The 13,965-nt window shown below is 73.9% G+C and carries 10 protein-coding genes and 1 riboswitch; of the genes, 5 read left to right on the forward strand and 5 right to left on the reverse strand.

From position 1 onward, the window contains the following. The first annotated feature begins 197 nt into the window (after nucleotides 1–197). From JS521_RS26900 to JS521_RS26915, 4 genes are all read left to right on the forward strand, one after another. Nucleotides 198–944: a MerR family transcriptional regulator gene (locus tag JS521_RS26900; protein WP_205085556.1), complete on the forward strand. Its 747-nt coding sequence runs from the start codon at nucleotides 198–200 to the stop codon at nucleotides 942–944. Nucleotides 945–1,086: 142 nt separating this feature from the next. Continuing rightward, nucleotides 1,087–2,313, forward strand: a complete 1,227-nt coding sequence (locus JS521_RS26905) for a PP2C family protein-serine/threonine phosphatase (RefSeq protein ID WP_205085557.1) — start codon at nucleotides 1,087–1,089, stop codon at nucleotides 2,311–2,313. 210 nt (nucleotides 2,314–2,523) lie between these two features. Continuing rightward, nucleotides 2,524–2,675: riboswitch (cyclic di-AMP (ydaO/yuaA leader) on the forward strand. Between the two features lie 12 nt (nucleotides 2,676–2,687). Then, nucleotides 2,688–3,719: a M23 family metallopeptidase gene (locus tag JS521_RS26910; protein ID WP_205085558.1), complete on the forward strand. Its 1,032-nt coding sequence runs from the start codon at nucleotides 2,688–2,690 to the stop codon at nucleotides 3,717–3,719. Between the two features lie 157 nt (nucleotides 3,720–3,876). Continuing rightward, complete coding sequence (locus tag JS521_RS26915; RefSeq protein ID WP_205085559.1) at nucleotides 3,877–4,821, forward strand: aldo/keto reductase; 945 nt, start codon at nucleotides 3,877–3,879, stop codon at nucleotides 4,819–4,821. A gap of 33 nt (nucleotides 4,822–4,854) precedes the next feature. On the opposite strand, the gene JS521_RS26920 is transcribed toward JS521_RS26915, so the two are convergent. The 4 genes from JS521_RS26920 to JS521_RS26935 all read right to left on the reverse strand — a co-directional run bounded on the left by JS521_RS26920 (nucleotide 4,855) and on the right by JS521_RS26935 (nucleotide 10,346). Next, nucleotides 4,855–6,327, reverse strand: a complete 1,473-nt coding sequence (locus JS521_RS26920; RefSeq protein WP_205085560.1) for a PrsW family intramembrane metalloprotease — start codon at nucleotides 6,325–6,327, stop codon at nucleotides 4,855–4,857. An 86-nt stretch (nucleotides 6,328–6,413) separates the two neighbouring features. Next, a complete protein-coding gene (trmB, locus tag JS521_RS26925) occupies nucleotides 6,414–7,331 on the reverse strand; it encodes a tRNA (guanosine(46)-N7)-methyltransferase TrmB (RefSeq protein WP_205085561.1) in 918 nt (305 codons plus the stop codon). Further along, nucleotides 7,324–8,580, reverse strand: coding sequence for an L-2-hydroxyglutarate dehydrogenase (gene lhgD / locus JS521_RS26930; protein ID WP_205085562.1), 1,257 nt, complete (start codon nucleotides 8,578–8,580; stop codon nucleotides 7,324–7,326). The genes trmB and lhgD overlap by 8 nt, the downstream gene beginning before the upstream one ends. 119 nt (nucleotides 8,581–8,699) lie before the next feature. Next, a complete protein-coding gene (locus JS521_RS26935) occupies nucleotides 8,700–10,346 on the reverse strand; it encodes an NsdA family TPR-like regulatory protein (RefSeq protein WP_205085563.1) in 1,647 nt (548 codons plus the stop codon). Nucleotides 10,347–11,203: 857 nt separating this feature from the next. Here JS521_RS26935 and JS521_RS26940 point away from each other — a divergent pair. Further along, on the forward strand, nucleotides 11,204–13,315 hold the full coding sequence (locus JS521_RS26940; protein ID WP_205085564.1) for an asparagine synthase-related protein: 2,112 nt from the start codon (nucleotides 11,204–11,206) through the stop codon (nucleotides 13,313–13,315). A gap of 108 nt (nucleotides 13,316–13,423) precedes the next feature. Here the strand turns inward: JS521_RS26940 and JS521_RS26945 are convergent. Then, on the reverse strand, nucleotides 13,424–13,965 hold a 542-nt coding region (locus JS521_RS26945), incomplete at its 5' end, for an NPCBM/NEW2 domain-containing protein (RefSeq protein WP_205085565.1).

A 13,965-nucleotide genomic window follows, 5' to 3' on the forward strand; every position in this document is an offset into this window, starting at 1 on the left:
GTGCTGCCCGTGCGGGACCGTCCTGCGGATACCGGTGCGCCCGGTGGCCGCCGCGTCGCCCCCCGCCGCCCCGCCCCCCCCCCCCCCCCCCCCCCAACCCCCCCCCCCCCCCCCCCCCCCCGCGGCCCGGGCCTGAGTCGTTCCCCGCCCTCTTCCGGGTTGACCTTGACGCAGCGTAAAGATCTAGCGTTTCCGGCATGGAGTGGTCCATTCAGGAAATCGCCCGGCAGGCCGGCACCACGAGCCGCACGCTCCGGCACTACGGGGACCTCGGTCTCCTCGCGCCGAGTCGGATCGGGAGCAACGGCTACCGCTACTACGACCAGGACGCCCTCGTCCGGCTGCAGCGCATCCTGCTGCTGCGGGAGCTCGGGCTCTCGCTGCCCGCGATCAAGGACGTACTGGAGGGGCAGCGGGACACGGCGGTGGCGCTGCGGGCGCATCTGCGGCTGCTCGAACAGGAGCAGGCGCGCATCGGACGGCAGATCGCCTCGGTGCGGACCACCCTCCACAAGACCCAGGAGGGGATGGAACTCATGGCCGCTGAGGTGTTCGACGGCTTCGACCACACCGCCCACGAGCAGGAGGTCACCGAGCGCTGGGGCCGGGACGCGTACGAGGAGGGCGACCGCTGGTGGCGTTCGCTCGGGGAGGGGGAGAAGCGGGCGTTCCAGGAGGAGCACGAGGCCATCGCGCGCGACTGGGGGCGGGTCAGGGAGGCCGGGCTCTCCGCCGACGGGCCCGAGGCGCAGGACCTGGCGCGGCGGCACTGCGCCTGGCTGTCCTCGGCCGAGGAGCCCAGCCGTTCGTATGTGATCGGGCTCGGGGAGATGTATGTAGCGGACCCGCGCTTCGGAAAGAACTACGATCGCTACGGGGACGGCACCGCCGCCTTCGTACGGGACGCATTGACGGTCTACGCGCAGCACCGGCTCTCCGACTGACCAAGGCCGGCCGGGCCGCCACCGCTTTTTCCCCCTGTTCGGCCGATGCCCGGTCGCCGCTCGGCGCGGCTCCGGGAAGCCTGGACAGGGAGCGGTACCGTCCGCAGCCGTGGGTGGACCGGGCAGGAGTGCACAGGTGGGGATGGCCGAGAGACGGCGCAGCGGGGCGGCGGGGAGCATGGACGCCGTGGGCCGTGCGGTGTTCGGTTCCCGGGAGGGGGAGCTGGCATCCGGCGGCGGGCGGGGCACCGGGCGGTTCATCCGGATGCTGCCCGCCCTGCTGATCATCGGCGGACTGCTGTTCGACTCGCTCGCCCCGCCCAACTTCACCGCCGTCCCCCTCTTCGTCGCGGCCCCGCTGATCGCCGCCCCGTTCTTCTCGCTGTCCCGGACCGTCCGTACCGGAATCGCCGCGGTCATCTCCGTCATCGTCATGCGGATCTCCGACGGGACGTCCACGCAGGTCGTCCCGGTCATCGAGATGATCACCGTGCTCACGGGCTCGGTCCTGGCCCTCGTCATCAACGGCGTCGTGCGGCGCGGCAATGAGCAGCTCGCCTCGGCCCGGGCCGTCGCGGAGACCGCCATGCGGGCCGTGCTGCCGACGCCCGCCGAGCGGATCGGCGGACTTCAGGTGGCCGCACGGTACGAGGCGGCGCAGGCGGACGAGTTCGTGGGCGGCGACCTGTACGCCGTCGCGGACACCCCGTACGGCGTGCGAGTCGTGGTCGGCGACGTCCGCGGCAAGGGGCTGGACGCCGTCGGGGCGGTGGCGGTGATCATCGGTGCGTTCCGGGAGGCCGCCGAACAGGAGCGGTCGCTGGAGGGCGTGGCCCAGCGGCTGGAGCGGGCGCTGGCCCGGGAGGGGACGCGGCAGTACGGGCTGGACGCCATGGAGGGGTTCATCACCGCCGTACTGGCCGAGATCCCGCCCGGGGCGGCCACGGTCCGCCTGGTCAACCGCGGCCACCCCGAGCCGATCCTGCTCCACGCGGACGGGGCCCTGGAGGTGCTGGCGCCCTCGGCGCCCGCCCTGCCGCTGGGGATGGACCTCGGGGTGTGGCCGGACCGCGCCGACGCGTGGGTGATGCCTCCCGGGGCGACGCTCCTCGCCTTCACGGACGGCCTGTCCGAGGCCCGGGACGCGAGCGGGGTCTTCTACGATCCGGCGGCCCGGCTGCGCGGCCGGATCTTCCCGGGGCCGGAGGAGCTGCTGTCGGCGCTGACCGACGACGTACGTCTGCACACAGGCGGGCGCGCCACGGACGACATGGCGCTGATCGCGGTCGGCCGGCCGGCGGAGGGGCAGCCGGTGCGCCGGACGACGGTGAAGATCGTGGGCCGGGGTGATGACACGGTGCGTAACTGAAGGGCGTCGCTCCGCATAACGTTTGACGAACCGTCAGAAAAAAGGGTGTGGCTGAGCCCGGGTCAAGTAGCCCGATTCCACCCGCTTGTGCCCCGTACATCCCCACCCTGTTCGTTAATGATCAACAGGAACAGCTTGGAATCGGGCTCGTGTGTCTATTAACGTTCGATAACGCAGCGCGGTCGTCACAGCCGTCGTCAGAGACGGCGCCGCGCGCGAGCGCCGAATTCCGCAAGGGAACCGGGGAACCACCTACATGGGGTGAATCGGACGCCTGCGTCTCGTGAGAGGCGGAGGGGCCCGTAGGAGACCTTCCTGCTCCGAACCCGTCAGCTAACCCGGTAGGCGAGAAGGAAGGAAAGGAGTGCGCCCACGTGGCGTCCAACAAGCCTGCCCCTGAGGCCCCGTCACCCTTCAGCACCGACATCTACGGTGGCGCGGAGCAGTCAGTGGGGGAGTGGAATCCCACCGAGGAGTCCATCCGTCCCGTGCGCGGCAGGCACCGCGTAGCCAAGCAGCGTGGTCTGGCCCGTAGCTCCACCGTCCTCGGGGTCGGCGTCATAGCGGCCGTCGGAGCGGGTGGCATGGCCACCGCTCAGGACAAGGCACCGGTCTCCATCTCTCTTCCCGATTCCATCGCGGACAACCTCCCCGACGCCAAGTCCCTTCCCGGCGTCGGGTCCTTCATGTCCGACGACGCGGAGGCCGTCCCGGTCGCCGCGGCCGCGCCGCTCACCACCGCCGGGCTCACCAGCGCCGAGGCCGAGCAGGGCACCGACGCCGGCGAGGCGCTCCGCGCCCGGATCCTCCAGCAGGCCGAGCAGCAGCAGGCCAGTGCCGACGCCGACGCCAGGGCCGCCGCCGAGAAGGCCGCGGCCGAGAAGGCGGCGGAGGAGGCCAAGAAGCAGCAGGACGAGGCCGAGGCCGAGGCCGCCGCGAAGAAGAAGGCCGCGGAGGAAGCGGCGAAGAAGAAGGCGGAGGAGGAGCGTCTCGCCAAGCTCGCCGCCAGCTTCTCGCTGCCCGCCTCCTCGTACACGATCAGCTCGACCTACGGTCAGTCCGGCGCGATGTGGTCCTCCGGCCAGCACACCGGCCTGGACTTCGCCGGGGCGGCCGGTTCGCCGCTCAAGGCCGTGCACAGCGGCACGATCACGTCGGCCGGCTGGTCCGGTTCCTACGGCTACCGCACCGTGCTCCAGCTCGATGACGGCACGGAGATCTGGTACGCCCACCAGTCCTCGATGGACGTCTCGGTCGGCCAGAAGGTCACCACCGGCGAGACCATCGGCCGCATGGGCGCCACCGGCAACGTGACCGGCGTCCACCTCCACATGGAGGTCCGCACCGCGGGCGGCTCCGCGATGGACCCGTTGGCCTGGCTGACCAGCAAGGGCCTCTCGGTCTGACGCCCGCCGTCCCCGCGAGGACGGCACCCCCCTGAAACCCCGGCAGCCCTGACGCACACCCCCCGACGTCAGGGCTGCCGGTCTGTCCGGCGGTCGGCGTCCGGCGGGCCCAGGGAGGGCGGAATATGTGACTCCGCCACCGCCGTTGAACACACACATGACTTCTCTGCGCACGCTCGGCAGCTCCGACCTCCAGGTCTTCCCCCTCTCCCTCGGCGGCAACGTCTTCGGCTGGACGGCGGACGAGGACCAGTCCTTCGCCGTCCTGGACGCGTACGCCGCGGCCGGCGGCAACTTCGTCGACACCGCCGACTCCTACTCCGCCTGGATCGAGGGCAACCGGGGCGGCGAGTCGGAGACCGTCATCGGCAAGTGGCTCGCCTCGCGCTCCAACCGCTCCGACATCGTCGTGGCCACGAAGGTCGGCGCCCACCCCGACTACAAGGGGCTCTCCGCCGCCACCGTCAAGGGCGCGGCCGAGGCATCGCTGCGCCGGCTCGGCACCGATCACATCGACCTCTACTACACGCACTTCGACGACGAGAACGTCCCGGTCGAGGAGATCATCACCGCCCTCGACCAGCTGGTGAAGGAGGGCAAGGTGCGCCACATTGCCGCCTCCAACATCAGCCCGGAACGGCTGCGGGCCTCTCTCGACTTCTCCGAACGCGAGGGCCTCGCCCGGTACGTCGCGCTCCAGCCGCACTACAACCTGGTCTCCCGCTCCACCTACGAGGGCGCGCTCCAGGACACCGCGGCCGGCGCGGGCCTCGCCGCCGTCCCGTACTACGCGCTCGCGTCCGGCTTCCTCACCGGCAAGTACCGCCCCGGTGCGACGGTGGAGAGCGCGCGCTCCGCGAAGGCGGGCGGTCACCTGGAGTCGGAGCAGGGCCGCAAGGTGCTGGCCGCCCTCGACCGGATCGCCGCCGACCGGAACGCCGAGACCGCGACGGTCGCCCTCGCCTGGCTCGCCGCCCAGCCGACCGTCGCCGCCCCGATCGCCTCCGCCCGTACGGTCGAACAGCTCCCCGCCCTCGTCGCGGTCGCCGACCTGGAGCTGACGGACCGGGAGGTCGCGCTGCTCACGGAGGCGTCGGCCTGACGGGACCGGAGACGGGCTTCGCAACGCGCGTCATTACTGCGGCGGGCGTCGGTGGGTGTGGGGTGTGCTGCCGTACGGGTGGGGCGTCGGGTAGGCCTGCGGGGCCGGGCCGCCGTACCCGTATCCCCCGCCTCCGTATCCGTACCCGTTTCCGTACGGCTGCGGGTGGGCCTGGCCGTACGGCAACGGCGGCTGCGGGCGTGGCCCGGTGCCGGTCAGGTGGGCTGCGTGGGTCAGGGCCGGGGCCGCGATGTCCCGGCGTTGCCACAGGTGGTGCAGCAACTCCCGTTCCCGGGCGCCGAAGTCCGGGCCCACCGCGCCGTGGCGGGCCCGGCGGCGCAGACCCGCGAGCGACGTGGCGAACGACTCGTACTCCGCGACCGTGCGGGCCGCCGCCCGGCCCCGGGCCCGGTCCTGCTGCCAGTGGCGGGCCAGGTCGCGGGCCATGCCCCGGGCCCGCATGGAGGAGAGCGCCGACGGCTCGGCGGGGGTGAGCCAGCCGGCCGCTGCGTACGCGGGCAGCTCGGCCGCGAGGGTGCGCAGTTCGCGCTGGCGTGACCAGATCGCCAGCCAGGTCACGAGGCCGAACGCCGGGACCATGACGATGCCGTACACCGCGTAGAAGCCGTACGGGCCGAAGGCCGCCGAGCCGTTCCACAAGGCGTGCAGGCCCATCGCCAGCAGCAGGCCCAGCACCGGCAGGGCGATCCGGCGGACCCGGTGGCGGCGGGCGCTGACTGCCGCGAAGCCGAAGCCGAGGCCCGTGAGGACCGTGAACAGGGGGTGCGCGAAAGGGGACATGACGATCCGCACGAAGAACGTCCCCGCCGTCACCGAGGCGAACCCGGAGCTGCCCAGCTGCTGGTCCTCGCCGAAGGCGTTGCCCAGATAGAGGATGTTCTCGGTGAACGCGAAGCCCGTCGCGGTGAAGCCGGCGACGACGATGCCGTCCACCACCCCGCTGAACTCCCGTCTGCGGAACAGGAAGATCAGCAGCACGGCCGCCGCCTTCGCGCTCTCCTCGACCACGGGGGCGATCACCGTGGCCCCCAGGGTGTCGGCGCTCGCCGGGTCGGCCGTCGCGGTGGCTATCCAGCGCGTCGCGAAGGAGTTGGCGATGATCGCGACGAGCGCGGCGGCGCACGCGCCCCAGGCGAAGGAGAAGATCAGATTCCGCCAGGGGCCCGGCTCGACCCGGTCCAGCCAGCGGAAGGCGGCCATCAGCAGCGGGACCGGCAGCACCGCCAGTCCGAGGCCGACCAGGAACCCCTCCGGGCCGGTCTGTTCGCGGACGAGGGCCAGGATCACCAGCCCGCACAGCAGGAGCGCCACGATCACGGCCCCGGCGCGGAACACCTTGCTGCGCCACACCATGCCGACGCGGCGCGGCCGGTAACGCGCTCGGCCACGCTCCGGCGCGGCGCCCAGGACCTCGTCGAGCCGCTGCTCGTGGAGGACCGGGACGGCGGGCCGCGCCTGCTGATGCTGCACGGAAGGGTCGGACACCTCTTGACCCTAACGAGGAGCACTGACACCCGGCGACGGCGCATCCGGCCAGGACATGGCCGTACGCCGTCGTACGCCGTCCTGTGTCAGGCGCGGGCGAACAGCAGGTCGTGGACGACGTGTCCCTTGTCGAGGCCCTGTCCCTCGAAGCGGGTGAGCGGCCGGAACGCGGGGCGAGGGGCGTATCCGCCGTCCGCAGCGGTGTTCTCGAAGCGGGGGTGCGCGGTGAGCACCTCCAGCATCTGCTCGGCGTACGGCTCCCAGTCGGTGGCGCAGTGGACGATCGCGCCGGGCCTGAGGACCGGGGCGACCAGGTCCAGGAACTCGGGCTGGATCAGCCGCCGCTTGTGGTGGCGGGCCTTGGGCCACGGGTCGGGGAAGTAGACCCGCAGGCCGTCCAGTGACTCGGGGGCCAGCATCTCGCGGAGCAGGATCACCGCGTCGCCGTTGGCCACCCGTACGTTGGTCGAGCCCGCCCTGTCCGCGAGGCCCAGCAGATTGCCCTGGCCGGGGGTGTGGACGTCGACCGCGAGGATGCCGGTGCCCGGGTCGTCGGCCGCCATCTGTGCGGTGGCCTCGCCCATGCCGAAGCCGATCTCCAGGACGACGGGCAGCCCGTCGAACAGCTCGGCCAGGTCCAGGACGCGCTTGCCGTCGATGTCCAGGCCCCACTTCGGCCACAGCCGCTCCAGGGCCTCCTGCTGGCCGGTGGTGACCCGGCTGCGGCGCGGCTGGAAGCTGCGGATCCGGCGCTCGTGGTGCGAGCCGGCCGGGTCGGCGGCGGGGCCGCCGGGGAAGCGCGGCTCCATGCGCAGCCGGCGCGCGCGCTCGAAGGAGGCGGCCCGCAGCGCGGCGGCTTCGTCTGCGGTGGCCGCGTGGTTCGGGACGTCGGCGAGCGCGTCGGCCGCCGTGGAGCCGGTCCGTGCGGGGCCGGTCGGCGTCTCGTCGGTCGGCGTCGCGTCGGGGGATCCGGCGGGGGCGGGGTTCAGGGGCTGCTCAGACACAATGACCGGATTCTACGGCGGGCGGCTTCCACCCCGTCCCCCGAGCCCGGCGCAGCGCGAGCCGCGCCACCTCCCGTCCGATGGGCAGGCACGCCGTCGCGGCGGGCGACGGGGCGTTGAGCACATGCACGGTGTGCGGGGCCTCGCGGATCAGGAAGTCGTCGACCAGCGTGCCGTCCTTCAGCACCGCCTGGGCCCGCACCCCGGCGGGCGACGGGCGCAGGTCGTCCTCGGTGACGGCGGGCAGCAGCCGCTGGACGGCCCGGGTGAACGCGGACCGGGACAGCGAGCGGTGCATCTCGCCCGCCCCGTACCGCCAGTGGCGGCGGGCGATCTGCCAGGTGCCCGGCCAGCTCAGCGTGGACAGCAGTTCGGCGGGGCGGACCTGCGGCCAGGTGTATCCCTCGCGGGCCAGGGCGGGGACCGCGTTTGGCCCGACGTGGACGGAGCCGTCGAAGCCCCGGGTGAGGTGGACGCCGAGGAAGGGGAACGCCGGGTCCGGCACCGGGTAGACCAGACCGCGCACCAGCTCGGGGCGGGCCAGCGCGTAGTACTCGCCCCGGAACGGCACGATCCGCACCCCCGGGTCGTCCCCGGCGAGGCGGGCCACCCGGTCGCAGTGGAGCCCCGCGCAGTTGACCAGCACCCTGGCCCGCACGACCAGGCCGTCCGCCGTGCGCACGGCTACGCCCCAGGGGCGCCGGTCTATCGCGGTGACCTCCGCGCCGTACCGCACGATGGAGCCCGCCGCCGGGACCTCGGTCGCGAAGCGGTGGGGCACCGCGGTGAAGTCGCAGACGCCCGTCGTGCCGACCCGGATCGCCGCCAGGCCCCGGACCTCCGGCTCGTGCTCCGCGATCTGGGCGGGGCCCAGCTCCCGCACGGGCAGCCCGTGCTCGCGGCCGCGCTGCACCAGGGCGTGCAGCCGGGGCAGCTCGGAGCGCTCGGTGGCGACGATCAGCTTGCCGGTGGTGGAGTGCGCGATGGAGTGCTCGGCGCAGAAGTCCGCGAGCTCCGCCGAGCCTCGCAGTGCGTACCGCGCCTTGAGGGAGCCGGGGCGGTAGTAGATGCCGCTGTGGATCACGCCGCTGTTGCGGCCGGTCTGGTGGCGGGCGGGGCCGGGCTCCTTCTCCAGGACCGTGACCCGGGTGCCCGGAGCCGCCCGGGTCAGCGCATACGCGGTCGACAGACCGACGATCCCGCCGCCGATCACCAGCACATCGCAGTCGTACGCCGCGTGCGTCATCATCACGCCACCTCCCACCCCGATAGTGCACTGACCCACTGACAACCGGCTCAAACCCGAGATGGGCAGGGCGTGGCGCACACTCCGGACGGCGGGCGCACGGAACACGCCCGCCGTCCTGCTCAGGCCTGGGTCACCAGCAGCGGGCGGGCCCGCTCCCGCAGCTCCGCGACGCGGGGCTCGTCCCCGTACGGCTCCAGGCGGTGCAGCAGATCGCGCACGTACTCCGTGGTCCGGGCCGAGGAGATCCGCCCGGCGACCTCCACCGCCCGGGTGCCCGCCGCGCAGGCCGCGTCCAGGTTGCCCGACTCCAGCTCGGCGACGGCGGAGACGACGAGCCGCAGCCCGTGGCTGCGGACGAACTCCTCGGTCGGCCGGGACAGCGCCTGCTCGGTGAAGCGCCGCACCTGGCGGGGGGCCTTCAGGTCCCGGTAGCACTCGGCGGCGTCGGCGGCAAACCGGTCGTAGCCGTAGAAGCCGAGCCAGGGCGGGTCGGAGTCGCCCGCCCGGGACCGCTCCAGCCAGCTCTCCGCGCCCTTGAGCGCGGCCCCCGCGGCCGGTGCGTCGCCGGCCTTCGCGTGGGCGCGGGCCTCCACCAGACGGAAGAAGCTCATGGTGCGGGCGGTGGCGAGGCCCCGGTTGCGCTCGACGGCGGCCTGGGCGAGGTCGACGCCCTCGTCGGCGAAGCCCCGGTAGGTCGCCTGGAGGGACATCGAGGCGAGGACATAGCCGCCGAGCGGGACGTCGGCGGCGGCCCGGGCCAGCCGCAGGGCCTGGATGTAGTAGCGCTGGGCGGCTTCCTGCTGGCCGGTGTCGAAGGCCATCCAGCCGGCCAGCCGGGTCAGCTCGGCGGAGGCGCCGAAGAGGGCCCGTCCGACCTCGTCGGTGTACGAGCCGAGGAGCAGGGGTGCGGCGTCGACGCGTAAGCACTCGGGGACCATGGAGGAACGCCAGTCGCCGCCGCCGTACTTGGAGTCCCAGCGCCGGGCGTCCTGGGCCGCCTCGCGCAGCTTTGACACATCGCTGTGGCCGACCCGCAGGGGCGAGGCGTCCGCCGCGGTCTCCGGTCCCGGCTGTACGGGGACGGAGCCGGCCGCGCCGCCAGGTATGCCGGCAGCGCCTGGGATGCCGTGAGCGCTTGGCGTGCCGGGGGCACCGGGGGTGCCTGGCGTGCCGCCGCCGGTGTGGAGGATCTGTGCGCCCCGGGCGTCCGGAGCGGCCCCCGGCCCCCGGGGCCCTGGCCCGCCGGGGCCGTCGCCGCGCGCCCCGAGGACCGCCGCCTGTGCCGCCGTCGGATCCCGGGCCACCGACGGATCGGCGGGGGTTATCAGCCAGCGGGAAGCGGGCGTCGCATAGGCGCTCACCGAGAACGAACCCGCCAGGGACTGCCAGATCCCGCCGCCGCCCCGCCGCCCGGCCAGATCCAGCCGGTACAGCTCGGTCGCCGAACGGACCGCCTCACCCACGTCCCGGGGGAAGGCGAGACCGACCTCCGGGGCCGGGTCCGCGTCGGCGAGGCCGATCTCGTGCAGCGGGACCGGCCGGCCGAGCTTGGCCCCGATCGCCGCCGCGATGAGATGCGGCGCCGCGCCCTGCGGCACCATCCCCTTGGCGACCCACCGGGCCACCGAGGTCTTGTCGTAGCGAAGTGTCAGACCGCGCTGTGCTCCGAGGTCGTTGACCCGCCGGGCGAGCCCGGCGTTACTGATTCCCGCGAGGGCGAGAACCGTGCCGAGCTTCTCGTTCGGCCCGCGTTGCTCCCTGGACATGCGCCACCCCTCGACACACAGACAGCCGCCGCGTCACCGAGGACGGCGCGCGGCATTCGTACCGATGCCTCCCCAGGTTGGAACCCTCGTACTCCGCCTGCACACGCAGGTGGCCGAGCCCCGAGGAATATGCCCCCCTGTCGAGAACACCAGTAAACACAGCGTAGTTCTCCCTATCCCTACCGTTAAGAGGCAGACGTCCGGATGGCGGGATTGTTGTCCGTCCGGGCGGTCCGGTCCGTCCGGACGGGGGTGTACGGGCCGGGGTGGGGCGTGCTCCCGGTGTGTGGCCGTGCGCCCGGCCGTGCGCTCTGGCCCGGCCGTCGCCGGAACGCTTGGCTGGGACCTGCGTGGGTCGGCCCGCTGCACTGGACTCAGTGGGCTGGGGGAAACCGCCGCTCCATTCCCCGCGGGCGGTGGACCGGTCCGGGAGGTGAGGCCCACCTCCCGGACTGTGCGTGGAAGGGTCGCCAGGGGGGGCGCGGCACGGTATGCGCGCGTGGTGGCGCTTCGAGAGAATGGCCGAATAGCGACGGTCCGGTGAGAGTCTGGCCAACGGTCCGACTATGGCTGGATATCGGCGCTGTTTCCGGGCGGCGCCGGCCCCTCCCCTTCCACGGGGGGCGGGCCGGGGCGGCGCGGAGGCCGGACGGCCCCGACCCCGTAACTCCCGGAACCGGAAGTTCCGTTGCTGTCGTCGCGGTGAAGACCGCGTTCGGCCTTTGCCAGGGGCGCATGCTCTTCCGGCGTGCGCTGCCCGTACACCCTCTCCTGCGTCGTTGTCGTGGCAGCATGTCCCGCAGCGGCGTTTCGCTCATCAAAGGTGCGCCGTTTGTCCACAGCCTGTGGAGGCGGCGATGCGTTGGTTGGTGGGATGGAGCAGTATCGCCGCGAGCTTCGGCACCGTCGGCGCCGTCGGAAACGGCGGGGAGGGGCGCACGGTTCACCCCGTGGGCTCCCAACTCCTGTGGGGCGACCCGGATCCGCTGTGGGCGGTCGGCGACTGGCGGCCCGACGAGATCCGCGTCATCGGCGTCGCCACCCCCGAAGGAGCGCCCACCGCCCGCCTCGCGGTCCTCGGCTGCTGCGGGGCCACCGACGAGCAGCTGCGCGTCGGACTGCTCTCCGCTCGCGGCGGCGCGATGCGCCATCTCACCGCCTGGCCCGGCAGTTACACCGCCGTCGTGCAGATCGGCCGCCGCATCACCGTCGCGGGCGACCTGGCCGGCGCCCGGCCCGTCTTCCACACCCCCTGGGCGGGCGGCACCGCCTTCGCCACCGCCGCCCTGCCGCTCGCCGACCTCATCGAGGCCCAGCTCGACATCGGCCACCTCGCCGCCCTGCTCGCCTGCCCGGAGACCCCCGAGGCCCTCGGCGACGGCACGCCCTACGTCGGTGTGAAGCGGGTGCCGCCGGGCCACGCCCTCATCCTGCGCGAGGGCTCGCGGGAGATCACCGGGTACGAGGCCGTCGCCTCGCTCGCCGTCGCCGCACCCCAGGCCGACCCGGTGCACGCCGTGGAGGGCGTACGGGACGCGCTCGTCGAAGCCGTACGCGCCCGGCTCACGGCCCCGCGCCACGCGCCGGAAAGCACCCCGCCGGACCCGGGGCCCGTGCCCGGCATGGGCCCCGCCGACCGGCGCGCCGCCCGGGGCGGCCCGGTGGCGGGCATCGGCGCCGACCTCTCCGGAGGCAGCGCGTCGGCCACCCTCGCCCTGCTCGCCTCCGGACTGCCCGGGCTGCCCGGCACCCTCCTCGGTCACGGCACCGGCGCGGGCGAGCGGCTGCTCGCCGTCACCTTCAACGACCTCACCACCCGGGGCGACGAAAGCGAGTTGGAGCGGGCCCACGCCATCGCCGCCAACCCGCGCCTGCACCACGTGGTCGTCGCGGCGGGCGAAGAGGCCCTGCCGTACGCCTCGTTGGGCACCGGCCCGCTCACCGACGAACCGGCCCCCTCCCTCGTCCTCGCCGAACGCCACCGCCGCCGGCTCTCCGCGGGCAGCGCCGACCACCTCGTCGGCACCGGGGCCCGGCAGGTCCTGGACGCGCACCCGGCGCGCCTCGCCGACCTCCTGATGGACCGGCAAAGACGCCACCTCCTGCGTCCCGTCGCCGCCCTCACCAAGGCCGAAGGCCCCACGGCGCACTCGCTGTTCGTCCCGCTGACGGTCTACCGCGCCGCCCGCCGCCTGGCCCGTACGTCGTACCGCTCCGGCCTGGAGTCCGCCGCCGGGCTCCTCCCCGACGCCAACCGCCACGCCCCCGACCTCGCCACTCCCGCCGACGCCTCGCTCGCCGCCCTCGCCTGGTCACGCCCGGGGCCCGCGGCGCGCTGGCTGACGGGGGAGGCACTGGCCGAAGTATCGGTTCGCCTCCAGGAAGCGGCGATCCGGCCCGCTTCCGTACAACGCCCGGGGGAGGCCCGCGCCCGCGCCGCCCTCGCCCGGGGAGCCGCCGACCACCGGATCCTGGAACAGGCCGCCGAGATCCGCAGCCAGCGGCTGCACGCCCCGTTCCTCGACAACCAGGTCGTCCGGGCGGCCCGCGCCCTGCCCGAGTCGCTGCGCGTCCAGCCCGGCGCACGGGCCGCGATCCTGCGCCGGGTCCTCGGCGGTGCGGGCATCCACGATCTGCCGCCCGGCTGGGGCACGCCCTCCCAGGCCACCTCCACCGCCGTCACCCGCACCGGCCTGCGCACCGCGCTGCCCGAGCTGATGGCCCTCTTCGACGCCCCGCTGCTCGCCGACGCGGGCCTGGTCGAGGCCCGCGTGGTCCGCAAGGCCCTGCGCGCCGCCTCGGAGGGGGAGCCGCTGCCCCTGGACGGCCTGGCGGACCTGGCCTCCACCGAACTGTGGCTGCGCCGCCTGGTGACCCGCCGCGGCACCTGCTGGACGGGCACGGCCGCACCGCGCCAGCGCGCGGTCGCGGGCGGCGTGATCCCCGCCCGGCGCACGCTCCAGCCCTGACCGGAACGCGCCGCCCGGACGCCTTGGCCGGAAGTCGCCGCCGGGCAGGCGTGACCGGGGTGCCCACCGCGCCCGTTACGGCGGGAGCCGCGTGGGCGTGCGTACCGCTCAGGCGCAGCTGATCCGGGACTCCGCCCAGTCGGCCAGGCCCACCCCGCCGAGCGGCCCCTCCGGCTCCACCACGAGCCGGATCGAGGACTGGCCCGCGATGCCCACGCTCACCGGGACGGCGGGATCGCCGCCCTCCATCACCGGGGAGCGCCACAGCCGGGCCCCGTCCCCGTTGAACACGGAGAAGCGCACCGCGCCGAGCCCGAACGTCATGTCGTCCACCCCGACGACGGCCTCGTAGCGCGTGCAGGGCCGGTTCAGCTGGATGGTCACCGAGGAGCGGGCGTGCACCGTCACCCCGTGCGCGTAACGGGTCGAGGCGATCGACACGTTCGAACGCTGCCAGACCCAACTGCTCTGCCCTATCGCCACTTCCGGCTCGGTGTGGTCGCCGAACACGGAGTACGCCAGTTCGCTGACCCGGTACTCCTCGGGGGCGGGCGCTGGTGGTGTGGGCCTGGGCGGCTGGGTCGGCGTCGGAGACGGGGACGGCGGCGGGCTCGGCGCCGGCGGCGCGGGCTTCGGCGGCGGTTCGGGGG

This window comes from Streptomyces durocortorensis (genome assembly GCF_016901035.1).
GTDB lineage: Bacteria > Actinomycetota > Actinomycetes > Streptomycetales > Streptomycetaceae > Streptomyces > Streptomyces durocortorensis.